Genomic DNA, 23355 nt, shown 5'->3' with positions numbered 1-23355 from the left:
CACCAATATGACTGACGCTGTTCTGTACGGCTACTTTCGTTCGACCGCGGCCTATCGCGTGCGCATCGCGCTCAACCTGAAAGGACTGAGCGCGGATCATCGCTTCGTCCATCTGCGCAAGGGCGAGCAGACGCAGCCGGCCTACCGCAAGATCAATCCGGCGGGCCTCGTGCCGTACTGGATCGATGACGATCTCGAACTGGCGCAGTCGATTGCGATCATCGAATATCTCGACGAGACGCATCCGCAGCCGCCGCTGCTGCCGCCGGATGCGAAGGGAAGGGCGATCGCGCGCGAGATCGCGCTGGTGGTCGCCGCCGATATTCATCCCATCGGCAATCTGCGCGTGCTTAACCGGCTGATCGACATGGGTGTCGATGAGGCGACGCGCGGGGCGTGGTCGAAGCACTGGATCGAGACCGGCTTTGATGCCGTGGAAGCGCGGCTGGCGCATCTGCCGGGACCGTTTGCGCTCGGTGACAAGCCGACGCTGGCGGATATCTGCCTCGTGCCGCAGGTGTTCAACGCGCGGCGCTTCGGCGTGGACCTTGCGCCCTACAAGCGTATCGTGGCGCTGGATGCCGCCGCCGCGAAACTCGATGCCTTCGCCGCCGCCGAGCCGGGCCGCCAGCCCGACGCAGAATAACGGATGGATACGATGCACCCGAACGATCCCAAGCTGCGCTCTTTCATTGATGTCGATCCGTTGTCGGATTTTCCGATCCAGAACCTGCCGTATGGTGTGTTTTTCACGCCGGAACAGCCGGACCTTCGGGTCGGCGTGGCGATCGGCCATTTTGTTCTCGACCTGGCGGTGCTGGAAGCGGCGGGCTTGCTGCGCATTGATGGCGCAGCGAATGTTTTCGCCAAGCCATCGCTCAATGCCTTCATGGCGCTCGGCCCGAAGGTCTGGCGCAGGACCCGCGCGCGGATCAGCGAACTGCTGCGGCATGACAATCCGGAACTGCGCGACAATGCGGATCTGTGCAAGCGTGCGCTGGTTCCGCAGAATTTCGCGGACATGCACATGCCGATCGCCGTGCAGGGTTTCACCGATTTCTATTCGTCGAAGGAACACGCCACCAATGTGGGCATCATGTTCCGCGGCAAGGACAACGCCCTGATGCCGAACTGGCTGTCGATGCCCATCGGCTACAACGGCCGCGCATCGACCGTGGTGGTCAGCGGCACGCCGATCCGCCGCCCGCGCGGACAGCTCAAGCCGCCGACGGCGGACGCGCCGACCTTCGGTCCCTGCAAGCGGCTCGACTTCGAACTCGAAATGGGTGTCGTGATCGGGCAGGCGTCCGCCATGGGCGAGATGCTGACCGAGCAGGAGGCCGAGGAGATGATCTTCGGCTTCACGCTGCTCAACGACTGGAGCGCGCGCGACATACAGGCATGGGAATATGTGCCGCTCGGTCCGTTTCAGGCCAAGGCGTTCGGCACCTCGATCAGCCCGTGGGTGGTGACGCGCGAGGCGCTGGAGCCGTTCCGTGTCAACGGTCCGGCGCAGGACCCGGCGCCGCTGCCGTATCTGCAGCAGAAGGGCGCGCAGAATTACGACGTTCAGCTTGCCGTCGATCTCAAGACCGAGACGATGAAGGAGGCGGCGGGTATCTGCCGCACCAACTTCAAATACATGTACTGGTCCTCGGTGCAGCAGCTTGTGCATCATGCGTCAAGCGGCTGCGCGATGAATGTCGGCGATCTGCTGGGCTCCGGCACGATCAGCGGCCCTGAGAAAAGCGAACGGGGTAGCATGCTGGAGCTGAGCTGGGGCGGCACCGAGCCGCTCGATCTCGGCAACGGCGTGCAGCGCTCGTTCCTCGAGGACGGCGACTCGCTCACGATGCGCGGCTGGTGTCAGGGCGACGGCTATCGCATCGGTTTTGGCGAGGTCGAGGGGACGATTTTGCCGTCGGTTTGATACAGGGGTGTTTGCAAGGGCGTTATCGGCAGCGTGTCTATACCTCTCCCAGGGGGAGAGGTCGACGCGCTAAGCGCGGCGGGTGAGGGGGTACGCTCTCTCGATGGATTCTACGCCCTCACCCCAACCCTCTCCCCACGGGAGAGGGGGCCGATCGCAGATGTGGAACGTCCTGCCTTTTAACCCAGTTTCTTCAACGGCAGCTTCCGCGTGGTTTTGAGCCGGTCCAGCACGATGGACGAGCGCACATGCGCGACGCTCTCGTGCGGCATCAGGACGTTGTTGACGATGTCGGACAGGCTCTTGAGATCGCTCAGCACCACCTTCAGCAGGTAATCCGCATCGCCGGTCAGCGAATAGGCTTCCTGAATTTCATCGACCCGCCGCATCAGGTCGCGAAACCGCTTGGCGTTGTTCGGCGAGTGCGTCGCCAGCGTGATCTGGATGAAGGCCAGCACGTTGAAGCCGAGCGCCTCGCTGGCAAGGTCGGCGTGATAACCGGCGATCACTTTCTCGTCTTCCAGCCGCGTGCGGCGGCGCGAGCATTGCGACGCCGACAGGCCCGCGAGGTCGGCGAGTTGCTGATTGGTCAGGCGGCCGTCGTCCTGGAGCGCGGCGAGGATTTTGAGGTCGAAACCGTCCAGCGAAGTCATGCGCAAAAACCTTCAAAGATGCACGATATGTGCATGATATTGGCATATGGCGCCCTATTTTGCACGCCTGTTGCATCAAAAGCGGCGCACGATGCACTCCTGACAGAAGAATCAGGGGAGATCGCCATGGGTCCGTTTCCGCACGATGCGCCGACCGCCGTCATTTCCGAGCAGAACCCGATGGGCACCGACGGCTTCGAGTTCGTCGAGTATGCGCATCCCGAGCCGGAAAAGCTGCACGCGTTGTTCCGCCTGATGGGCTTCACCGCGGTCGCCCGTCACAAGACCAAGGCGATCACAGTCTATCGCCAGGGCGACGTGAACTATCTCGTCAACGAGCAGCCCGGCACTCATGGATACGATTTCGTCGCCATGCATGGCCCGTGCGCGCCGTCGATGGCGTTCCGTGTGGTGGATGCAAAGCGGGCCTATGAACGCGCGCTGTCGCTTGGTGCGGAGCCCGCTGATGAGACGTCATCCCGCAAGGCGCTGGACGTGCCCGCGATCAAGGGCATCGGCGGCAGTCTGTTGTACTTTGTCGATCGCTATGGCGCGAAGGGGTCGGCTTACGACACCGAGTTCGACTGGCTCGGGCTGAAGGACATTCATCCCGATGGCGCAGGGCTGTTCTACATCGACCACCTGACCCACAACGTGCATCGCGGCCGCATGGACGTCTGGACCGGCTTCTATGAAAAGCTGTTCAATTTCCGGCAGATTCGCTTCTTCGACATCGAGGGCAGGGCCTCCGGTCTCCTTTCGCGCGCGCTGACCAGCCCGGACGGTAAGATCCGGATTCCGATCAACGAGGATGCAGGCGATTCCGGCCAGATCGAGGAATATCTCAACACCTATCGCGGCGAGGGCATCCAGCACATTGCCTGCGGCGTGAAGGACATCTATCACACCATCGAAAAGCTGCGCGCGGATGGCCTGCCGTTCATGCCGCCGCCGCCGGATACCTATTTCGAGAAGATCGACACGCGCCTGCCGAAGCATGGCGAGGACGTTGTGCGCCTTCGGAAGAACGGCATCCTGATCGACGGCGAGGGCGTGGTCGATGGCGGCCACACCAAGGTGCTGCTGCAAATCTTCTCGGCCAACGCGATCGGCCCGATCTTCTTCGAGTTTATCCAGCGCAAGGGCGACGACGGTTTCGGCGAAGGCAACTTCAAGGCGCTGTTCGAGTCGATTGAAGAAGACCAGATCCGGCGCGGCGTGCTGTCGGTGGACAAGAAGAGCGCGGCTTAAACATTTCCGACGTCATTGCGAGCGAAGCGAAGCAATCCATTGAAGAGTGGATTGCTTCGTCGCTTTCGCTCCTCGCAATGACAAGAGGGCTCGTCTACGACCGCTTCAGGTTGAGCAAATTGCCGGTGAGGATCAGCGCTGCGCCGATCACGGTCGCGGCGTCGAGCCGCTCGGAATAGAGCAGCCAGCCGAGCGTCGCCGAGAGTGGCACGCGCAAAAAGTCCATCGGCACGACGACCGTGGCGTCGGCATAACGCATCGCCTGCGCGAAGCAGTAGTGCGAATACGTTCCGCAGAACGCGATCACGAGGATCCACGGCCAGATGTGAGCCGATGGCCAGTGCCAGGTGTAGACCGCCGGGATCAGCCCGATGGCCGACTGGATCACCAGCATCCAGAAGATAATCACGAGGACCGTATCGGTGCGGGTAAGGGACTTCACCATGACGATGGCCGCGCCGAAACCCATCGCGGCCAGCACCATGATCAACTGACCCGGGCTGATCTGCGCGACGCCGGGCTGCACGATGACGATCACGCCGATCAGCCCCAGCACGATCGCCAGCACTTTCCAGACGTTCAGGCGCTCACCGATGAAACTCACGGCGAGCAGCGCGGTCCAGATCGGCATGGTGAATTCGATGGCGACCACCTGCGCCAGCGGGATCAGCGTCAGCGCCAGAAACCAGCCATACTGCGCGGCATAGTGGACGATGTTGCGGACGATATGCGTAAGCGGCCGCAAGGTTTTCATGCGCGCGAAGCCGCCGTTGGCGTGGATCAGCGGATAGAGCATCAGAAGGCCGATGACCGACCGCATTTCCATGATCTGGAACACGTCGAGTTCACGGGTGGCTTCGCGCCCGGCGACCAGCAGCACCAGCATCAGGGTCAGCCAGCCGGCCATCCAGCCGGCGGCCTTCGCGTTGGAGGGCTGCATCGCAATGACCGATTGCGTCACTTGCGCCCCCATGCTGCACCGCAAATCATTGTTGCTAGCTCCCCACTTGATCGACGGCCTGCTTACGCAATCTGTTTTCAGCCTGCAATATCGCGAAACTCGCAGCAGGCCCGTCAAGTTTGCATTGTGAATCGGGTACCGAACCTGCGAGCATCGGAGCGAGCGGGGCGCCAGTTCCTGCCGTAAAACAAGCAACACGAGAGGACACGCCTTGATCGATCCCGCCTCATTGCCGTTCGATACCGAGACCATGCTGACGGGCCTGCGCCCGTGGATTGAATGCGAGAGCCCGACCTGGGATGCTGAAGCGGTCAACCGCATGCTTGAACTTGCGGCGCGCGACATGGCGATCGGCGGCGCCACGATCGAGTACATTGCCGGAAGGCAGGGCTTTGGCGGCTGCATCCGTGCGCGATTTCCGCATCCCAAACAGGGCCAGCCCGGCATCCTGATCGCCGGACACATGGACACTGTTCACCCGATCGGGACGCTAACAAAGCTGCCGTGGCGGCGCGAGGGCAGCAAATGCTACGGGCCGGGCATTCTCGACATGAAGGGCGGCAACTACGCCGCGCTCGAAGCGATCCGGCAACTCGCGAAAGCCTCGGTCGCGACGCCATTGCCGGTGACGGTGCTGTTCACGCCGGACGAGGAAGTCGGAACGCCGTCCACACGCGACATCATCGAGGCGGAAGCCGCGCGCAACAAGTACGTGCTGGTGCCGGAGCCGGCGTTCAAGAATGCCGGCGTCATCACCGGCCGCTACGCGATTGCCCGGTTCAATCTGGAAGCGGAAGGCAAGCCGAGCCACGCGGGCGCGACGCTCGCCGCCGGGCGATCCGCGATCCGTGAGATGGCGCGGCAGATCCTCGCCATCGACGGCATGACCGGCGACGACTGCACCTTCAGCGTCGGCGTCGTTCATGGCGGGCAGTGGGTGAATTGCGTGGCCTCATCCTGCCGCGGCGAAGCGCTGAGCATGGCGAAACGTCAGGCCGATCTCGACCGCGGCGTTGAGCGGATGCTGGCGCTGAACGGCACGGCGAACGACGTCACATTCAGGGTCACGCGCGGCGTGACGCGGCCGGTCTGGGAACCGAGTGCCGGCACCATGGCGCTGTATGAACAGGCACGTGCGGTCGGTGCGAAAATCGGCCTCGATCTGATCCAGGGCAGTTCGGGCGGAGGCTCGGATGGAAACTTCACCGGGGCGATGGGTCTGCCGACCCTTGACGGTCTCGGATTGCGCGGTGGCGATTACCACACGCTGAACGAGCATATCGAAGTCGATAGCCTGGTTGAGCGCGGAAGGTTGATGGCCGGTCTCTTGGCCAGCCTGCAATGATTTGCCAAGATGAGGCCGCGCGATCGGGCCTTGTCATAGTCACCATACGAAACGGGATAACGCCGCATGCCCAATATTGTGCTGATCGAAAGCTATACTGACGAACTCATTGCCATCCGCCGCGACCTTCATGCCCATCCCGAAATTGGTTTCGAGGAACATCGCACATCGGGCATCGTTGCGGAAAAGCTCGCCGGCTGGGGCATCGAGGTGCATCGCGGCCTCGGCGGCACCGGTGTCGTCGGTCTCCTGAAAGGCAAGGGCAACGGCACGAAGCGGATCGGCCTGCGCGCGGACATGGACGCGCTGCCGATGGAAGAGAAGACCAACCTGAGCTGGCGCTCGACGATTCCCGATCGCTTCCATGGCTGCGGCCATGACGGCCACACCACCATTCTGCTCGGCACCGCGCGCTATCTCGCCGAGACGCGCAATTTCGACGGCACGGTGGCTTTCATCTTTCAGCCCGCTGAGGAAGGGCTCGGCGGCGCCCGCGCGATGATCAAGGACGGCCTGTTCGAGAAGTTTCCGCTCGATGAGGTCTATGGGCTGCACAACGCGCCGCAGCTCAATCCGGGTCAGGTCGCGATCTTTCCGGGGCCGAGCATGGCCTGCGCGGATTTCTTCGACATCACCATCACCGGCTACGGCAGCCACGGCGCGATGCCGGAAATGTCACGCGATCCCGTGGTGATTGCGATGACGCTGGGGCAGGCGCTGCAGACCATCGTCAGCCGCAATGTCGATCCGCTTAAATCCGCGGTGCTGTCGATTACGCAGATTCATTCCGGTTCGGCCTATAACGTCATCCCGGGCGAGGCGACGCTGGCCGGCACCGTGCGCACGTTTTCCGAAAAGGTGCGCGAACAGATCCGCGATCGGATGCGCACGATTGCGGCCGGCATGGCGACGGCGTTTCAGGTCGAGATCAAGGTCGAGATCCGCGATATCTTCTCGGTGCTGATCAACCACGAGGAGCAGGCGCATTTCGTCGCCGACGTGGCGCGGGACGTTGTCGGCAACAACAACGTGCTGACGACGCCGACGCCGAAAATGGGCAGCGAGGATTTCGCCGACATGCTGCTCAAGGTGCCGGGCGCCTATTTTTGGCTCGGCCACGAGGGATCGGTGCCGCTGCACAATCCGGGCTTTATTCTGGACGACGGCATTCTGCCTGTCGGCGCGAGCCTGTTCTCGCGCATCATCGAGCAGCGGATGCCGCTGGTGGCGTGAGCAGCTACCGGGCGAACAACTGCCGCACCAGTGTCGTCAGCCGACCCGTGGGGGAAGCCAGTTCATCCATCATGGTGAAATGATTCGCTTTCGGGATTTCTTCGTAGATCACCGGCAATCCATGCGCCGCGCGGTGCGCGGCGTAGTCGGCGGATTGCTTGCGCAGCAACGGCAGTTCGCCGCTGCCCGCGACGATGACGAGCGGCTTGTTCACGCCGCCGGGATTGCGCATCGGCGAATTGCGCTGGATCGTTGCGTCGTCGAGATTGAGCTTGGCGTTCAGATAGCTGTGACTGATCGGTTCGAGATCGTAGATGCCGCTGATCAGAAGCCCGGACTTGATGTGCGGATGACCGAGCGACATCGATGACAGATGTCCGCCGGCGGACCAGCCCGAGACGATCATCCTGTCCGGATCACCGCCCAGCGCAGGAAGCTCGGTCACCAGATAGTCGATTCCGGTTCGGACTTCGTCGACGATCTGGCCCAGGGAGGCATCGGGCGCGAGCGTATAGCCGATCAGCGCGACATTGATGCCGTGGGCCATCGGACCCGCAGCGCAGAAAGTGAAATTCTCCTTGGCGCGCGTCTGCCAGTAGCCACCGTGAATGAAGACCAGTGTCGGGCCGTCATCCCCGGCTTTCAGGAAATCGATCCGGTTGCGCTCGCGCGGCCCGTAGCGAAGATCGAGGGACTGCGGATGCCTGGCGCGCATCTCGGCGGAGAGGCGATCCCACTCCGCGACGATGGAGGGCGTGTCGGGCACATGGAGCGTGTTGTTGAAGCCGAGATCGAGTTGCTCCTGTGTCAGCTTGCGCCAATCCGGTGCATCGACAGGCGCGCTCATGAGATCATCTCCGGTTTCATTCGGGCAATGATCGCAATTGGATCGCGGTCACGCAACCCGTCATTGCCGCAGCGCAGGGACGACGAGAAACGGAATCATGCCGAGGATCACGCTGATGAGGGCAAACAGCAGCAGCGCGTCGTAACTTCCGGTCATGTCGTGGATCAGGCCGCCCGCCCACGAGCCGAACGCGGAGCCGAGCCCGCTGCCGATGGTGATCGTCCCGTAAATCGTGCCGACCCGTTCACCGCGAAAGATTTTCATCGCGGTTGCGGTGATCAGCGGACCGCGCGAGCCGATCATGCTGCCGAATGTCACGACGAACGCAGTGAGCAGCCAGACATTAGGATATGATTTCAGCAGCCAGAGCAGGCCAATGCCGATGATCGACATCGCGTAGCTGAACAGCACCGAGCGGCGGCGGCCGATCACGCCGTCGAGCCAGGTGACGCCGAGCATGCCGAACAGCAGCACCACGCCACTGAATCCCCACGCGGTGGCGGCCTGCAGCGGCGGAAAGCCGGCATCGACCAGATAGGCGACGATCTGTGCCGAGAGCGCGAACATGCCGACCGCGGTGAAGAAGAATGTCGAGAACAGCGCCCAGAAGGCATGATGACGCATGGCGCTGACCAGCGTCCAGCCTTCGTCGATCAGGCCGGTTGCCGCGCTCCGGGCGAGGGTGGCCGATCCCGACGCGAACAGCTTCCACGGCAGCAGCACCAGCGGCAGCAGCAGGATCAGCGCGGTCCCGCCGAAGATCTGATACGCGCCGCGCCAGCCGACGCGGTCGATCAGGACCTGCGACAACGGCAGCAGGATGAGCACGCCGGCCCCGGCGGCGGAATAAACCACCGACATCGCGGCCGGCAGTTTCGGGCCGAACCATCGCCCCAGCATGATCGAGTTCGGAACATTGCCGATGCAGGCGATGCCGAATCCGGCGCAGAGGCCAAGAGTGAGCTGAAATTGCCAGAGCTGCTGCGCGAAGGCCGCGGCGAGGAAGGCTCCGCCCAGCAGCGCGAGCCCCAGCGTGTAGACCATGCGAGGGCCGGAGTGATCGAACAGGCGGCCGATCAGCGGAGCGGCGAGGCCGCCCGCCAGCGCGGCCAGCGAATAGATCGAGATGACCTCGGCGCGGTCCCAGCCAAAGCTCTGCGAGATCGGCAGCAGGAAGACGGTGAAGCTCTCACCGAGCCCGCGCCCGAGCACCGACAGGGCGAAACACAGCGCCAGCACATTGAGTGCGATATGCACCGGCTTCATGCCGGTTTTCACAGGCTTCATCGGGCAGGCCCGGAGAGCGGATCACTGTTCATGTCTCTATGAACCGCAATTCGGCGATCGGGAGCAGGTGCAGTTTCCGAATACGCCTATGCAATCGCGCCCGGCGGTCAGAGATGCTTCATTCCGAACTGGTCCAGCAGCGGCAGGAGTTCGCTGCGCGCGCGCCGCCGGTGGTTCTGGGCTTCGCTGCACGACAGCATCGCATCGCCGCTCTTGAGCGCGGCGATAAGCGCCTGATGCTCCTTGAGCGATTTTGTCGGCTTGGCCCGCAGGCGCAGCGTCATCATCCGGGCGCGGTGCGACTGGTCCATGATGGTGTTGGCGAGGCGGGCGAGGCGGGTATTGCCGCTGCCGTCGATCAGGGCGCGATGAAAGCGATCGTCCGCACGGGCCCAGGCGTCGAGTTCATCGCGCTGCAAGGCGGCTTTCATCTCGGCGTTGATGCTCTCCAGAGCCGTCACGATCGGGCGGCGGTCTTTCGGGCTCATGGCGGCGATCAGTTCGGCGGCCATGCCCTCAAGGGCGATGATCACGTCATAGACCTCGCGCATGTCGTCCGGTGACAGCGCCAGAACGGTGACACCGCGCTTGGGCAGAACCCGCACCAGGCCTTCTTCCTGAAGCCGGATCAGGGCCTCATGGACGGGGGTACGGCTCATGCCGAGCCGGAGCGCGATTTCCTGCTCCGAGCCCTGGTAGCCGGGCGCGAAAGCGTTGTCGCGAATGGCGTTCTTCAGCGCCTGATAGGCGTCGGCGACGAGCGAGGGCGCCTTGGCAAGCGGCTCTGCGGCGGGCGTTTTGAGGCGACTCATGTCCGTTCCTGACTTCAAGTTCCTTATAGCGGCAAGCCGGCGGCCGGCGCGAGGTGTCTTGACATCCATACCATCTTCCATGGAAGGTAACATCCACAGTGCGCTGCCGAGAGACAGGCGGCTGGTGGGCTAGCCCGCCCGCCCAGCCAAGGCGGCTCGCGCCCTGACGGTTCAACCAACAAGCGGATTCAGCGTGAAAACCTATCGAATTGCAGCCATCCCCGGCGACGGCATCGGCTCCGAGGTGATCTCCGCCGGTGTGGAAGCGTTGAATGCCTGCGCCAAACGCGACGGCGGTTTCACCTTCGCGTTCGATCATTTCGACTGGGGATCGGAGCGCTTTAAGAAGACCGGCGCGTTCATGCCGGACAACGGTCTGGACCTGATCAGGAAGCACGATGCGATCCTGTTCGGCTCTGCCGGTGCGCCTGATGTGCCCGATCACATCACGCTGTGGGGGCTGCGGCTCGCTATCTGTCAGCCGTTCGATCAATACGCCAATGTCCGTCCGACGCGCATCCTGCCGGGCATCGTCAGCCCTCTGCGCAACGTGTCCGGTCCGGAACTCGACTGGGTGATCGTGCGCGAGAATTCCGAGGGCGAATATGCCGGCGTCGGCGGCCGCGTGCATCGCGGGCTGCCGGAGGAGGCCGCCACCGACGTGTCGATGTTCACGCGCGCGGGCGTTGCCCGCATCATGCGCTTTGCCTTCGCGCTGGCGCGCTCGCGGCCCCGGAAATTCCTGACGGTGGTCACGAAGTCTAACGCGCAGCGCCACGCCATGGTGATGTGGGACGAGATCGCCGCAGAGGTCGCGCACGAATTTCCTGATGTGACATGGGACAAGATGTTGGTCGACGCCATGACCATGCGGATGACGCTCAAGCCCGAAACGCTGGACACCATTGTCGCCACCAACCTGCACGCCGACATTCTGTCGGATCTCGCCGCAGCGCTGGCGGGCTCGCTCGGCATCGCGCCGACGGCCAATCTCAATCCCGAGCGTACCTTCCCGTCGATGTTCGAGCCGATTCACGGCTCGGCTTTCGATATCATCGGCAAGGGAATTGCGAACCCGGTCGGCACGTTCTGGTCCAGCGTGATGATGCTGGAGCATCTCGGTGAACCGTCCGCCGCGGCGCGGCTGATGCGGGCGATTGAGAAGGTGACAGTCGACAAATCGCTGCACACGCCGGATCTCGGCGGAAAGGCAAGAACCGCCGATGTCACCAGGGCGGTGTGCGATGCATTGGCCGGCGACAATCAGGCTAACTAGACAAGACTCAAACCTTGGCCGGAGAGCCGGGGACCGACACCAAAAATAAAAACAGAAGACAAGGAAACAAAGTCAGGGAGAGGCCGCCATGCGGAAGCTGTTTGTTGGGGTTGCAGGCCCGGTTGCCGCGATCCTGCTATCGATGTCGGCGATGGGATCGGCCGCAGCACAAAGCTTTCCGTCGCGTCCGATCACCCTGATCGTTCCGGCCGCTGCGGGCGGGCCGACCGACGCGGTCTCCCGCCTTGTTGCGGAGTCGATGGGACGAACGCTGGGTCAGCAGATCGTGGTGGAGAATGTCGGCGGGGCCGGCGGCACCATCGGCATGACCCGCGTCGCGAAATCCCCCGCCGACGGCTACATGGTGACGGTCTGGCATATCGCGCAGGCGACCGCGCCGTCGCTCTACGACAACCTCCGCTATAACGTAATCGACGATTTCGATTCCATCGGCCGCATCGCGGACGTGCCGATGACGATCGTCGGCAAGAGTGGCCTTGAGCCGAAAACCGCCAAGGACCTGATCGACTGGATCAAGCAGAGGAAGGCCGCCGTGACCTATGCCCATGCCGGGATCGGTTCGGCATCGCATCTGTGCGCGATCATGTTCATGAGCGCGATCGACACCCAGATGACGGCCTTGTCCTATCGCGGAACCGGGCCCGCGATGTCGGATCTGCTCGGCGGCCAGTTCGACATGATGTGCGACCAGACCACGACCACCACCGCGCAGATCAAGGACGCCAAGATCAAGGGCTATGCCGCAACGACAAAAGAGCGGCTGAAAATTCTTCCCGATCTTCCGACGCTCGACGAAGCCGGGCTGAAGAATTTCGAGGTCGCCGCATGGCATGCGATGTGGGCGCCGAAGGGATTACCGGCTGACGTCCAGAGAAGCTGAGCGATGCTTTGCAGACCGCGCTGAAAGATCCAAAGGTCATCGAGCGTCTGGCGGCACTCGGCATCGAGCCGGTGAAGCCGGAGCAGGCGACGCCGGAGGCGCTGTCCGCCCACCTGAAGGCCGAAGTGGCGAAATGGTCGCCGGTCATCCAGGCGTCGGGTGCGAAAGCGAACTAGCTGATATCATCGCGTGGGTCATACCGGCGCGGCAGAACCGGCGATTGTCGGATCATTGCCCAGCCGCTAAAGGCTGTTGGATTATCCCATCATCAATCGAAGTTTTGGAGGGCGTCATGAGCGGTGAAAGCGAACAATTCAAAAAAGGTCTGGCCGTCCGTCGCGACGTTCTGGGCAAGGATTATGTCGACGGCAGCATCGCCAAGGCCGATGACTTCATGATGGCGTTTCAGGAGATCACCACCGAATGGTGCTGGGGCTACGCCTGGACCCGGCCGGGCCTCGACCGCAAGACCCGCAGCATGCTCAACCTCGCCATGCTGACGGCGCTGAAGGCGCCGAACGAGATCAAGCTCCATGTCAAAGGCGCGCTGACCAACGGCGTGACCGTGGATGAGATCAAGGAAGTGCTGCTGCACGCCACTGTCTACAGCGGCATTCCGGCGGGCCTTGAGGCGTTCAAGGCGGCGCACGAAGTGCTGAAGGCCGAAGGCGCGCTGGAGAAGAAATAGTTCCTCTCGTCATTGCGAGCGAAGCGAAGCAATCCACAGCAGCAGGCAAAAGCTGGATTGCTTCGTCGCTGCGCTCCTCGCAATGACGGTGGTGCCTCACACGCCCAGATAAACCTGCTGGATGTACTTGTCGCCAGCGATTTCCTTGGCCGTGCCCTCCCGGATGGTGCGGCCGTGTTCGAGCACATAGACGCGGTCCGTGATCTTCAGCGTCGATGTCGCATCCTGTTCCACGATCAGAATCGCGGTGCCGTCTTTCCTGATCTGCTGGATCGAATCGAAGATCAGGCCTTTCAGCCGCGGTGCGATGCCGACCGACGGCTCATCGAGCAGCAGCAGTTCCGGCCGCCCCATCAGTGCGCGGCCGATGGCCACCATCTGCTGCTCGCCGCCGGAGAGCGTGCTGGATTGCTGCCATTGCCGCTCGCGCAGCACCGGAAACAGCGTGAAGACACGTTCGAGGTCGGCGTTGATCTCGGCCTTGTTGCTTCGGAGATAGGCGCCGAGCTGAAGGTTCTTCAGCACCGACAGTTCCGAGAACAGCTTGCGGCCTTCGGGACAATGGCAGATGCCGCGCGCGACCACATCGTAAGGCGCGACGCCGTCGAGCGTCCGGTCCTTGAACTTCAGCGTGCCTTGCGAGCCGATGGAGCGTGAGATTGCCTTCAGCAGCGTGGTCTTGCCGGCGCCGTTGGGGCCGAGCACGCCGACCAGTTCGCCCTTTTCAACCTTGATCGAGACGGATTCGATGGCAAGAGCCTTGCCGTAGCTGACACGCAGGTCGGAGACTTCAAGCAGAGGCATGTGCATCCTCCGTCTTGCCGATATACGCCTCGATGACTTTCGGGTTCTTCACGATGTCCTCGGGGGGCCCGACGGCGATGATCTCGCCGAAATTCATCGCGATGACGCGCGACACCAGCGCCATGAATTCGCGCAGCTTGTGCTCGATCAGCAGGATGGTCAGGTTCTCCTCGCGATGCAGACGCTTGATGAGTTGCGCCAGCGGCTCGATCTCGCTGGAGCCGAGGCCGGCGAACGGCTCGTCGAGCAGCAGCAGGTCCGGCCGGGTCGCCAGCGCGCGGGCGATTTCGAGCCGCCGCAGATCGCCGTAGGGAAGTGTTTCGACCGGCTCCAAGCCGCGGCCGCCGAGACCGACCTGTTCGAGTAGGTGGCGCGCGCGCTCTTCCTTGTCATGGTCCTGATGCGCGCGCGGCGACATGCAGGCGACAAGAACATTCTCCAGCAGGTTCATGCCCACGAAAGGACGGCAGAGCTGGAAGGTGCGCGCCATGCCGCTGTTGACCACCTTGTAGGGCGCAAGGCCACGCAGCGGTGCTCCGTTGAATGTCACGCTCCCGGATGTCGGCGCCATAAAACCGGTGAGCATATTGAACAGCGTGGTCTTGCCCGCGCCGTTCGGGCCGAGGATGCCGGTGAGTTCGCCCTTTTGCAGGGTGAAGGTCGCGCCCTTCACGGCGGTGAGGCCGCCGAACCGCTTGGTGACGTCGTTGACTTCGAGCAGCGCCGTCATCGGAAGCGCTCCGTCATCCGGCGCCACAGCGGCGCGACCAGGCCATTAGGAAGGAAGAACAGGATCAGCATCAGCGTAAGGGTATAGATCCACAGGCGATACTCGCCGAAGCCGCGCAGCATCTCGGTGAGCAGCGTGAGCAGGATCGCCGCCACCGCCGCGCCATAGATCGAGCCGATGCCGCCGACGTAACACATGATGATGACGGTAATCGACACCACCACCGAAAACAGCGGCGGGGAGACCTGTAGCTGGTAATGCGCATACAGCGCGCCGCCGAGTCCTGCAAAGGCGGCGCTGATGGCGAGCGACGCGATCTTGTAGAACGTCACATTGATGCCTGCCGCCTGACAGGTTGCCTCATCGCCGCGAATGGCGCGGAGCAACAGGCCCCAGTGCGATTGCGCCAGCAGCACCAGCACGATCACGGTGACCACAAGGATCGCCAGCACGAGCCAGTAGTAGTGAAGCGGATTGCGCATCAGCGGTTCGAGGCCGTAAAGGCCTTCCTCGCCGCCGGTCTGCTCCCAGAAGATCAGACACAGGCGTTGCAGGATGGCGGAGGCCGACAGCATCGCCAGCGCGAAGTAGGGGCCGCGCAGGCGCAATGTCGGAAAGCCGACGATCAGGCTGAATGCGACCGCGATAACGACCGCCGCCGGCAGGCTGTACCATGGGTTCGCAAACCAGATCGTCGCGAGGAAGCCCGCGGTATAGGCACCCGCGCCGATAAAGAGTGAGTGGCCGAAGTTCTCGCGGCCGGTGAGGCCCGACATGAAATCCCAGCTCGAAGCCCAGATGCCGTAGATGACGCAGACGGTGAGCACGCCGGTGAGATAGTTGCTTGCCGCGAACACCGGGGCCAGCGCCAGAATGGCGACAACCACGATGCCGCCGGCGATATCGATCAGTGAAACCTGCCGCATGTCAGAACGCCGCCCGCCGTCCGAGAATGCCGGACGGTCTGATCATGAGGGTGATGACGACTGCGACCAGCGAGACCAGTTCGGTCCAGGATGTCGAAATCAGATAGGCCACGATAGTCTCCGAATAACCGAGGATCAGCGAGGCGATGATGCTGCCGGGGATCGAGCCGAGGCCGCCGACGATGACGATGGCGAAGGCTTTCACCATCGGCAGCAGGCCCATGGTCGGCTGCACCGTAAGGAACGGTGAGACCAGCACGCCGGCGAATGCGGCGGTGCCTGCGGAGATGGCCATCACGATGGAGAAGATACGGTTGGTGGGGATGCCCATGTATTGCGCGGCTTCCGGATCCTGCGACACCGCCAGAATGGCCGCGCCGAGCCGCGTGCGCTGAATGAACAGCCAGAGCAGCAGCAGCACCAGAACGCTCATGACCAGCGCGAGAAGCCGTTGTCCGCCGATGTCGACGCCGCCGATCGAAATCTTGTCGGCCACGAACGAGGGGACGTTGCGGTATTCGGAGCCGAAGGTGATGAACAGCGCCTGTTCGACGGCCAGCGAGACCGCCAGCGTGATCATCAGCACGGCGAGCTGCGATGCCCGCAGCGGCCGGACCAGGAAGCGCTCCATCAGCACGCCGAAGCCTGCAACCAGCAGAACGGCCAGTGGCGCCGCGATGATCAGCGGGAAGTTCAGCAGCGATGTGAAGACGTAGGCTGCATAGGCGCCGAGCGCGTAAAACGAGCCGTGGGCCAGATTGAGGATGCGGGCCACGCCGAAGATCAGCGTAAAGCCCACCGCGAGCAGCGCATAGATTGCGCTGGATACAGCGCCGTAGATCAGGATTTCGAGCATAACCGCCTGCTGGTCTTATTCGTCAGAAGAAGGCAAACCTTCGGGGACAGCGGCCGGTAATATCGTTACCGGCCGCTGTTCTCACGACGTCAAGTGCGGTTCAGTTCATCCAGGGCGGCGGGATCATCTTTCCCGTTTCAGACGCCTTCGGCCACACGACGATGCGTGCGCCGTCCTTCTGCCATTGCGCGAACAGCAGGTTTTGCAAGCCGGGTCCGGTCTTCACATCATGGACCTCGTCGAACTGGATCTTGCCGGCGATGCCGACATAGTCCGTCTTTTCGAGTTCTTTGATCACCGCATTCGGCTCGACCGAGTTGGCGCGCTTTACCGCTTCCGCGTAGACATAGATCGCGTCATAAGCGCCGACGCCGGTATAGACCGGGGCGGTGCCGAAGCGTTTGACGAACTCATCCCAGAAAGGGATCGTCTTCTCGGTCAGCGGTGCGCGGGTTGCGAACAGGCCGACGGTTTCGGACAGAGCCTTGCCGCTCACGCGGGTGAAGAAGTCCGCGTCCTGGCTCTTCACATCGATGCCGCCGATCGGAATCGGCACCTGCGCGTCATGCCACTGCTTGACGAAGATGTCCGAGGATGCGTGCGACAGAATTACAATCAGATACTGCGCACCGCTCGACTTGACCTTGGCAAACAGCGGCGAGAAGTCCGAGGTCGATGTGTCGAAGAATTCTGCCATCGGCACTTCGGTGCCGCCCTCGACCGCGCCCTTCTTCAGGATCGGAACGAGGTCTTGCACCCATTTAGCGTTCTCTCCGACGATGGCGACCTTCTTCAGGCCCATCTCGCCCTTGAGCTTGCCGTTGATGAAGTCAACCAGCGCGCGGGCCTGATGGCCGGCGTGGATCGGGGAGACACGGAAAATGTACTTGTAGTTCTCGTAATCGGCTTTCACCTTTGCCGTGATTGCAGGCGAGGCCGCGCCGACGCCGAGATAGATCGTTTTTGCGTTCGAGATGTGCGGCAGCTGGGCCAGCGTCACGCCGCTGGTGTAGCCGCCGATCAGCACGTCGACCTTTTCATCGGCGGTGAGCTTCTTGATCGCGGCAATGCCCTGTTCGGGGTTTTCGGTTTCGTCTGCGGCAACCATTTCAAGCTTGCGCCCGACGAGTCCGCCTTTGCTGTTGATATCCTCGATCGCCATCTTGATGGCGTTCTGTGTGTCGCGGCCGACCTGAAGCTGGACCGAAGTCGGGACGCCGATCTTGATGGTCTGCTGGGCCGAGGCCGGCGTGAGAAGGGCGCCGGTGCCGAGAATGCTCGCAGTTGCGAGCAGGCTGAGAAATGACTTCATGCGTTTCTCCCAAATGCATCTGAATTCGTGTTCGATGCTTTTTCTTTGCGGCGCTAGACTGCTGGCCGGACAAGTTCAAGTCAAGCAAAGATCGGATGTTTGCAGCGTGGATCTGTTTGAAACGGATTTCGCTTCAGCGCGGCAGGAACATTGTTTGCCACGCGTTAATGTTGCGATGCCGAAATCGCGAGATGCCCACGAATTCATCGTGGCCTGTTTGATTTTTACGAGGCGGTTCGGCGGTAGATCGTTATGGATTGCGATGCTCGGCCATGAAGCTTTCAAACCGCGGATCGCCGACGTGCGCGATATTGACGCGCATCGCGGGGGTGGCTGGGATGGCGTCCGGATTGAAGGCCGAACCGGGCGCCAGCAGGATGCTGCGTTCGGCAGCAACGCGCGACAACTGCGTATCGTCGATATGCGGCGGCAGTTCGCACCACATGTAAAAACCGCCGCGCGGCTGTCCGAACACTGGCAGGCCGAGCCGCGCCAGGCTATCGTTCGCCTGACGGGTGGCGGCTTCGATGCGCCCACTGAGCCGTTTGAGATGTCCGCGATAGCGCCCGCTGGTGATCAGGTCGTAGATGATCTGTTCGATGTAACCCGAGCTGTTGGCGCGGGTGATCATCTTGAGATCGGCCAGCCGCGCAACGGTATCGGCATTGGCGGCGATGTACCCCGACCGCAGGCTCGCGGAGAGCGTCTTGGCGAAGGTGCCGACATAGATCACGCGGTCGAGCTGATCGAGCGCGGCGAGACGGGGACTGTTGTTCGAGAGCACATCGGCGAACGGATCGGAATCGACAATGCGCAGATTGTGGTCGGTCGCGGTGCGCAGCAGACGATAGGCGACCGGCAGCGTGATTGAACAGCCGGTGGGATTGTGCGCGAGAGATTGCGTGAAGAACATCCGCGCGCCGGTGCTGGCGGCCTTCGCGGCCAGATCATCCGGGTCGGGGCCATCGACTGTTCGCCGCACGCCGATTAGGCGCGCCTTCGCCAGCCGCAGTTTTCCGAACAACGGATAGTAGCCGGGATTGTCGACAAGGACCGGATCGCCGGGTTCGACATACTGCCGCACGATCATGTCGAGCGCGTCGTTCGCGCCCTGCGTCAGCAGAACCTGCGTCGGCTCCGCGCCGATCGACCGTTCGGCGAGAAGACCGGCGATGCGCTGGCGCAGCGGCAGGAGACCGTAGGGGCTGCCGTAACTTTCAGGGAGATTGCGTTGTCCGGGCCGGCTCACCGGCCGCAGATAAGGTCCGACCTCCGAACCTTCCATCCATGCGGCAGGCGGACGGCCATCGCCGACGCGTACCTCGTAACGCTTTTCCAGTTGCTCGCGCAGCAGCCAGACGCTGTCGACCGCTTCGACCTTCGCGGGCTCGGCGGTCTCCGCGCGCTTCGGGCGATGCAGCGAGACATAAAAGCCTGAGCCCGGTTTGCTCTCGATCTGGCCTGACGCCACCAGCCGCTCATAGGCGTCGACAATGGTATTCTTGGATGCGCCGAACAGTTCCGATGCGCCGCGGATCGACGGCAGCCGTTCGCCGGGCCGGATTGCGCCGCGTTCGATCCGCGCAATGATCGCATCGACAATGGTTTCGATGCGCGATCGCGCGGGTCCGCCGCCGGAACTGAAAACTGTACCCATGCCGCGAATGGTACGGACCTTCCCGAAATTGTGCAAAGTGTTCCTTGTGGTGTACCCCCATCACCATACAGTTTCTGCAGCCGAAAATCCCCTCAAGAGGACCTCGGTTCGGGAGACGCTGAATGACTGTTGCAAGGCACGGGGCAAACCGCGGTTCGCGGATCGCCGGGTTTCACCGCAAGTCGCCGCAGGAGCGGCTCGATCTCGTGGCCTCGTTCGCGGGTCTCGATGCCGCGACCGCGGCCCATCTCGCCGACATGGGCAACCTACCGCCGCCGCTGGCGGACAAGATGATCGAGAACGTCATCGCCACGATGAATGTGCCGATCGGCATCGCGACCAATATGAAGGTCGACGGCGAGGACGTGCTGATCCCGATGGCGACGGAAGAGTCGTCGGTGGTCGCCGCTGTGTGCAATGCGGCGCGCCAGACTTACGATGCGGGTTTCACCACATCTGTCTCCGGCACGCTGATGATCGCGCAGGTGCAGGCCGTCGAGGTGCCCGATCCCTATGCCGCGCGGCTTCGGCTTCTGGAGAAGCGCCACGAGATCAAGGCGATCTGTGATGCCTGCGATCCGCTGCTGGTCAAGCTCGGCGGCGGTTTCCGCGATGTCGAGGTACGCATTCTCGATACACTCGGCGGACCGATGGTCATCACGCATCTGATCGTCGATACGCGCGATGCGATGGGTGCCAACGCCGTCAACACCATGGCCGAGAAGATCGCGCCGCATATCGCCACATGGAGTGGTGGGCGCGTGTTCCTGCGCATTCTCTCCAACCTTGCAGACCGGCGGCTGGCCCGGGCCCATGCGGTGTGGAGGCTGGAAGATATCGGCGGGGAGAGCGTGCGCGATGGCATCATCAGCGCCTATCAGTTCGCCGAGGCCGATCCATATCGCGCGGCCACCCACAACAAGGGCATCATGAACGGCATCAGCGCCGTCATTCTCGCCACCGGGAACGACACGCGCGCGGTGGAAGCCGGTGCCCATGCTTTCGCGGCACGTAGCGGACGTTACACCAGCCTGACGCGCTACGAGATCACCAAGGACGGTCATCTCTCCGGATCCATCGAACTGCCGCTCGCGGTCGGCCTGATCGGCGGTGCGACCAAGATTCATCCGACCGCGCAGGCGTGCCTCAAGATTCTCGGCGTCACCACGGCGGAGCGGCTGGCGCGCATCATTGCCGCGGTGGGGCTGGCGCAGAATTTCTCGGCGCTGAAGGCGCTCGCCACGGTGGGCATCCAGTCCGGGCACATGGCGCTTCATGCGCAGAACATCGCGATCATGGCTGGCGCTGTCGGCGACGAAGTCGAGGCTGTAGCGAAGGTGCTGGTCGAGCGTGCGACGGTGCGCATCGATATTGCGCAGGAGGTACTGGACATCATTCGGCGCTAGGACATTCCGGCGAAGGCCGGACAAATTCATAAGAATCAAAACGGGAGAAAACAAGAATGCAAAGATCAAAATCGGCTCTTCTGGCAGGCGCTGCGGTGCTTCTGTCGCTGGTGGCTCCGGCACACGCGCAGATCGCCAACAACACCATCAAGCTCGGCGTGCTGACCGATCTCACCGGCATCGCCACCGACTCGACGGGCGTCGGATCGGTTGCGGCGGCGAAACTTGCCATCGAGGATTTCAAGCTTGAGAAGCCCGACATCAAGGTCGAACTGCTTCAGGCCGACCACCAGAACAAGCCGGATATCGGCGGCGCGATTACGCGCCGCTGGATGGATCTCGACAAGGTCGATGCCGTGCTCGACGTGCCGTTCTCCTCGGTGGCATTGGCCGTGCAGGAAGCCACGCGCGGATCGAAAACCGCGTTCATCGCGTCCGGCCCCGGCTCGTCGCTGCTGACCGGCGAGAAGTGCTCGCCCAACACCGTGCACTGGACCTATGACACCTGGGCGCTGGCGCACGGCACCGCATTGGCGCTGTTGAAGGCGAAGAAGGACACATGGTTCTTCGTGACGGCGGACTACGCCTTCGGCCATTCGCTTGAGAAGGATGCGTCGGACGTTGTGAAGGAACAGAACGGCAAGATCCTCGGCAGCGTGCGGCATCCGCCGGGCGCATCGGACTTTTCGTCCTTCCTGCTGCAGGCGCAGGCCAGCAAGGCCAAGATCGTTGCGCTTGCCAACGCGGTGAACGACACCGTCAATTCCGTGAAGCAGGCGACCGAGTTTGGCATTCAGGCCGGCGGGCAAGAACTGGCGGCGCTGCTGATGCAGGTCACCGACGTCAATGCGATCGGACTTCAGGGCGCGAAGGGCCTCTATCTGACCGAAGGCTTCTATTGGGACTCTAACGACGGCACGCGCAAGTTTTCTGACCGCTTCACTGCGGCGGTTGGCGGCGGAAAGCGTCCGACCGCTATTCAGGCGGGCGTCTATGCCGGTACGCTGCACTATCTGCGCGCGGCGGCCGCGGCGAACACGACCGATGGACAGAAGGTTGTCGCCAAGATGAAGGAGATGCCGTCGAAGGATCCGTTGTTCGGTGAAGGCACGATCCGCGAGGACGGCCGTCACATCCACAACATGTATCTGTTCCAGGTGAAGACTCCCGCCGAGTCCAAGGCGCCATGGGACTTCTACAAGCTGGTGGAGACGATCCCGGCGAAGGACGCTTTCCGGCCGATCGCCGAGGGCAACTGCCCGATGGTGACGAAGTAAGGCCGGTTTCCAACGCCGCGCAGGTGCGCCGTGGTCATCGGGGCGTTTAGATCGAGTGTAAATTTCCTCCCGGCGGGCTCCGTACGGGAGGAAATTTCTCTCTTCGAACATGATCTTAGAATGCAACGCCGGTCTGCCCTCCGGGTATGACGCAGGCGCGGTATGTAATTGACCAAAAACGGAAATTCGGCTATTTCACCGGCGTCGTGAATGCTGCCGCCGTCTTCGCCTGCAAGGCAGGCCATCCAGCAAAATTCATCGGCGAGAAGTTCTGCGTGAGGCGTGACCGCCCGCAAGTCCGGCGATTGTGCGCTCACCGATTGCAAGAGCATGGGTCCGGTTATGAGCAACTTCAATCAGGAAACGGTTCTCAGCGTCCATCACTGGACCGACAACCTTTTCAGCTTCACGACCACGCGTGATTCCTCGTTCCGTTTCCGGAATGGCGAGTTCACCATGATCGGTCTCAAGGTGAATGAGAAGCCGCTGCTGCGCGCGTACAGCGTCGCGAGCGCGAACTACGAAGAGAACCTCGAATTCTTCTCGATCAAGGTGGCTGACGGGCCGCTGACCTCGCGCCTCCAGCATCTGAAGGAGGGCGACCAGATCATCGTCAGCCGCAAGGCGACCGGAACGCTGGTGATCGACAACCTGACCGCCGGCCGCAATCTCTATCTGATCGGCACCGGCACTGGCCTCGCGCCGTTCCTCAGCGTCATCAAGGACCCCGAGACCTATGAGCGTTTCGAGAAGGTCGTGCTGCTGCACGGCTGCCGCCATGTCCGCGAACTGGCTTACGGCGAACTGATCACCGAGAAGCTGCCGCAGGACGAGATGATCGGCGAGATGGTAAGCAACCAGCTCATCTATTATCCGACCGTGACGCGCGATCCGTTCCGCAATCGCGGCCGCATCACCGACCTGATCACCTCCGGCAAGCTGTTTGAAGATATTTCGTTGCCGCCGCTCGATGCGGCGAAGGATCGCGTCATGATGTGCGGCAGCCCGGCGCTGCTGGTCGATACCAAGAAGCTGCTGGAAGAGCGCGGTTTTGTCGAAGGCAACCATGGCGAGCCGGCGGACTTCGTGGTCGAGAAGGCGTTCGCCGAGCGCTGATCACACGGACCGCTTCAAATCAAAAAGCCGCGGGCTATGCCGGCGGCTTTTTTTGTTTAGGAAGACTCGTCATTGCGAGGAGCGCTC

The 23355-nt window shown here is 62.5% G+C and carries 21 protein-coding genes and 1 pseudogene; 11 read left to right on the top strand and 11 right to left on the bottom strand.

All coding sequences use genetic code 11. The features are described from left to right. Positions 1-7 precede the first annotated feature (7 nt). Together maiA and fahA are read left to right on the top strand one after the other, a co-directional pair. Complete coding sequence (maiA, locus tag AC1RM7_RS16880; protein ID WP_006019605.1) at positions 8-646, top strand: maleylacetoacetate isomerase; 639 nt, start codon at positions 8-10, stop codon at positions 644-646. Between the two features lie 12 nt (positions 647-658). Next, positions 659-1930 carry a fumarylacetoacetase gene (fahA, locus tag AC1RM7_RS16875; protein WP_024920702.1) on the top strand — a complete coding sequence of 424 codons (1272 nt, stop codon included), beginning with the start codon at positions 659-661 and terminating at the stop codon, positions 1928-1930. 179 nt (positions 1931-2109) lie between these two features. On the opposite strand, the gene AC1RM7_RS16870 is transcribed toward fahA, so the two are convergent. Next, positions 2110-2583, bottom strand: coding sequence for an Lrp/AsnC family transcriptional regulator (locus tag AC1RM7_RS16870; protein ID WP_006019607.1), 474 nt, complete (start codon positions 2581-2583; stop codon positions 2110-2112). 126 nt (positions 2584-2709) lie between these two features. Between AC1RM7_RS16870 and hppD the strand changes: the two genes are divergently transcribed. After that, positions 2710-3834, top strand: a complete 1125-nt coding sequence (gene hppD, locus AC1RM7_RS16865) for a 4-hydroxyphenylpyruvate dioxygenase (protein ID WP_024920701.1) — start codon at positions 2710-2712, stop codon at positions 3832-3834. 94 nt (positions 3835-3928) lie between these two features. Here the strand turns inward: hppD and AC1RM7_RS16860 are convergent, their stop codons facing one another. After that, the gene (locus tag AC1RM7_RS16860) at positions 3929-4807 is read right to left on the bottom strand and encodes a DMT family transporter (RefSeq protein WP_192824430.1); all 879 of its coding nucleotides are present in this window, start codon (positions 4805-4807) and stop codon (positions 3929-3931) included. A gap of 202 nt (positions 4808-5009) precedes the next feature. Here AC1RM7_RS16860 and AC1RM7_RS16855 point away from each other — a divergent pair, with 202 nt between their 5' ends. Together AC1RM7_RS16855 and AC1RM7_RS16850 are read left to right on the top strand one after the other, a co-directional pair. After that, positions 5010-6140, top strand: a complete 1131-nt coding sequence (locus AC1RM7_RS16855) for a M20/M25/M40 family metallo-hydrolase (protein WP_024920699.1) — start codon at positions 5010-5012, stop codon at positions 6138-6140. A gap of 66 nt (positions 6141-6206) precedes the next feature. Continuing rightward, positions 6207-7373, top strand: coding sequence for a M20 aminoacylase family protein (locus AC1RM7_RS16850; protein ID WP_024920698.1), 1167 nt, complete (start codon positions 6207-6209; stop codon positions 7371-7373). 4 nt (positions 7374-7377) lie between these two features. Here the strand turns inward: AC1RM7_RS16850 and AC1RM7_RS16845 are convergent, their stop codons facing one another. From AC1RM7_RS16845 to AC1RM7_RS16835, 3 genes are all read right to left on the bottom strand, one after another. Then, the gene (locus tag AC1RM7_RS16845; RefSeq protein WP_024920697.1) at positions 7378-8220 is read right to left on the bottom strand and encodes an alpha/beta hydrolase; all 843 of its coding nucleotides are present in this window, start codon (positions 8218-8220) and stop codon (positions 7378-7380) included. A gap of 60 nt (positions 8221-8280) precedes the next feature. After that, positions 8281-9507, bottom strand: a complete 1227-nt coding sequence (locus AC1RM7_RS16840) for an MFS transporter (RefSeq protein ID WP_024920696.1) — start codon at positions 9505-9507, stop codon at positions 8281-8283. A 107-nt stretch (positions 9508-9614) separates the two neighbouring features. Then, a complete protein-coding gene (locus AC1RM7_RS16835; RefSeq protein ID WP_006019617.1) occupies positions 9615-10319 on the bottom strand; it encodes a GntR family transcriptional regulator in 705 nt (234 codons plus the stop codon). A 193-nt stretch (positions 10320-10512) separates the two neighbouring features. On the opposite strand from AC1RM7_RS16835, the gene AC1RM7_RS16830 reads away from it, so the two are divergent. The 3 genes and pseudogenes from AC1RM7_RS16830 (at position 10513) to AC1RM7_RS16820 (ending at position 13184) form a co-directional block, all read left to right on the top strand. Beyond that, entirely contained in the window at positions 10513-11595 is a 1083-nt protein-coding gene (locus AC1RM7_RS16830; RefSeq protein WP_024920695.1) for a tartrate dehydrogenase, read from the top strand. 88 nt (positions 11596-11683) lie between these two features. Next, positions 11684-12672, top strand: a pseudogene (locus AC1RM7_RS16825) (tripartite tricarboxylate transporter substrate-binding protein). Between the two features lie 116 nt (positions 12673-12788). Further along, positions 12789-13184, top strand: coding sequence for a carboxymuconolactone decarboxylase family protein (locus tag AC1RM7_RS16820; protein WP_006019621.1), 396 nt, complete (start codon positions 12789-12791; stop codon positions 13182-13184). A 96-nt stretch (positions 13185-13280) separates the two neighbouring features. Here the strand turns inward: AC1RM7_RS16820 and AC1RM7_RS16815 are convergent, their stop codons facing one another. The 6 genes from AC1RM7_RS16815 to AC1RM7_RS16790 form a co-directional block, all read right to left on the bottom strand. Beyond that, positions 13281-13988 (bottom strand): ABC transporter ATP-binding protein, encoded by a 708-nt coding sequence (locus tag AC1RM7_RS16815; protein ID WP_024920693.1) that lies wholly within the window; start codon positions 13986-13988, stop codon positions 13281-13283. Beyond that, positions 13975-14718 (bottom strand): ABC transporter ATP-binding protein, encoded by a 744-nt coding sequence (locus AC1RM7_RS16810; protein WP_024920692.1) that lies wholly within the window; start codon positions 14716-14718, stop codon positions 13975-13977. Before AC1RM7_RS16810 ends, AC1RM7_RS16815 begins: the two co-directional genes overlap by 14 nt. After that, a complete protein-coding gene (locus tag AC1RM7_RS16805; protein WP_006019624.1) occupies positions 14715-15644 on the bottom strand; it encodes a branched-chain amino acid ABC transporter permease in 930 nt (309 codons plus the stop codon). Before AC1RM7_RS16805 ends, AC1RM7_RS16810 begins: the two co-directional genes overlap by 4 nt. A 1-nt stretch (position 15645) precedes the next feature. After that, complete coding sequence (locus tag AC1RM7_RS16800) at positions 15646-16500, bottom strand: branched-chain amino acid ABC transporter permease (RefSeq protein WP_006019625.1); 855 nt, start codon at positions 16498-16500, stop codon at positions 15646-15648. 100 nt (positions 16501-16600) lie between these two features. Then, entirely contained in the window at positions 16601-17812 is a 1212-nt protein-coding gene (locus tag AC1RM7_RS16795) for an ABC transporter substrate-binding protein (protein ID WP_024920691.1), read from the bottom strand. 250 nt (positions 17813-18062) lie between these two features. Next, the gene (locus AC1RM7_RS16790) at positions 18063-19469 is read right to left on the bottom strand and encodes an aminotransferase-like domain-containing protein (protein ID WP_051472516.1); all 1407 of its coding nucleotides are present in this window, start codon (positions 19467-19469) and stop codon (positions 18063-18065) included. Positions 19470-19591: 122 nt separating this feature from the next. On the opposite strand from AC1RM7_RS16790, the gene AC1RM7_RS16785 reads away from it, so the two are divergent. From AC1RM7_RS16785 to AC1RM7_RS16775, 3 genes are all read left to right on the top strand, one after another. Next, positions 19592-20875 carry a hydroxymethylglutaryl-CoA reductase, degradative gene (locus tag AC1RM7_RS16785; protein WP_024920689.1) on the top strand — a complete coding sequence of 428 codons (1284 nt, stop codon included), beginning with the start codon at positions 19592-19594 and terminating at the stop codon, positions 20873-20875. Positions 20876-20931: 56 nt separating this feature from the next. Beyond that, the gene (locus AC1RM7_RS16780; protein ID WP_024920688.1) at positions 20932-22152 is read left to right on the top strand and encodes an ABC transporter substrate-binding protein; all 1221 of its coding nucleotides are present in this window, start codon (positions 20932-20934) and stop codon (positions 22150-22152) included. Between the two features lie 342 nt (positions 22153-22494). Next, complete coding sequence (locus tag AC1RM7_RS16775) at positions 22495-23268, top strand: ferredoxin--NADP reductase (RefSeq protein WP_024920687.1); 774 nt, start codon at positions 22495-22497, stop codon at positions 23266-23268. Positions 23269-23355: the final 87 nt, after the last annotated feature.

Source organism: Afipia sp. GW822-FHT03D08 (genome assembly GCF_058801645.1).
Note: the sequence above shows the minus strand (reverse complement) of the source record. Positions and strands in the feature narration are given on the sequence as shown.

Coding starts and splice junctions, on each gene's coding strand:
- maiA (WP_006019605.1), top strand. CDS start 8: ATGACTGACGCTGTTCTGTACGGCTACTTTCGTTCGACCGCGGCCTAT.
- fahA (WP_024920702.1), top strand. CDS start 659: ATGCACCCGAACGATCCCAAGCTGCGCTCTTTCATTGATGTCGATCCG.
- AC1RM7_RS16870 (WP_006019607.1), bottom strand. CDS start 2,583: ATGACTTCGCTGGACGGTTTCGACCTCAAAATCCTCGCCGCGCTCCAG.
- hppD (WP_024920701.1), top strand. CDS start 2,710: ATGGGTCCGTTTCCGCACGATGCGCCGACCGCCGTCATTTCCGAGCAG.
- AC1RM7_RS16860 (WP_192824430.1), bottom strand. CDS start 4,807: ATGGGGGCGCAAGTGACGCAATCGGTCATTGCGATGCAGCCCTCCAAC.
- AC1RM7_RS16850 (WP_024920698.1), top strand. CDS start 6,207: ATGCCCAATATTGTGCTGATCGAAAGCTATACTGACGAACTCATTGCC.
- AC1RM7_RS16845 (WP_024920697.1), bottom strand. CDS start 8,220: ATGAGCGCGCCTGTCGATGCACCGGATTGGCGCAAGCTGACACAGGAG.
- AC1RM7_RS16840 (WP_024920696.1), bottom strand. CDS start 9,507: ATGAAGCCTGTGAAAACCGGCATGAAGCCGGTGCATATCGCACTCAAT.
- AC1RM7_RS16835 (WP_006019617.1), bottom strand. CDS start 10,319: ATGAGTCGCCTCAAAACGCCCGCCGCAGAGCCGCTTGCCAAGGCGCCC.
- AC1RM7_RS16820 (WP_006019621.1), top strand. CDS start 12,789: ATGAGCGGTGAAAGCGAACAATTCAAAAAAGGTCTGGCCGTCCGTCGC.
- AC1RM7_RS16815 (WP_024920693.1), bottom strand. CDS start 13,988: ATGCCTCTGCTTGAAGTCTCCGACCTGCGTGTCAGCTACGGCAAGGCT.
- AC1RM7_RS16810 (WP_024920692.1), bottom strand. CDS start 14,718: ATGACGGCGCTGCTCGAAGTCAACGACGTCACCAAGCGGTTCGGCGGC.
- AC1RM7_RS16805 (WP_006019624.1), bottom strand. CDS start 15,644: ATGCGGCAGGTTTCACTGATCGATATCGCCGGCGGCATCGTGGTTGTC.
- AC1RM7_RS16800 (WP_006019625.1), bottom strand. CDS start 16,500: ATGCTCGAAATCCTGATCTACGGCGCTGTATCCAGCGCAATCTATGCG.
- AC1RM7_RS16795 (WP_024920691.1), bottom strand. CDS start 17,812: ATGAAGTCATTTCTCAGCCTGCTCGCAACTGCGAGCATTCTCGGCACC.
- AC1RM7_RS16790 (WP_051472516.1), bottom strand. CDS start 19,469: ATGGGTACAGTTTTCAGTTCCGGCGGCGGACCCGCGCGATCGCGCATC.
- AC1RM7_RS16785 (WP_024920689.1), top strand. CDS start 19,592: ATGACTGTTGCAAGGCACGGGGCAAACCGCGGTTCGCGGATCGCCGGG.
- AC1RM7_RS16780 (WP_024920688.1), top strand. CDS start 20,932: ATGCAAAGATCAAAATCGGCTCTTCTGGCAGGCGCTGCGGTGCTTCTG.
- AC1RM7_RS16775 (WP_024920687.1), top strand. CDS start 22,495: ATGAGCAACTTCAATCAGGAAACGGTTCTCAGCGTCCATCACTGGACC.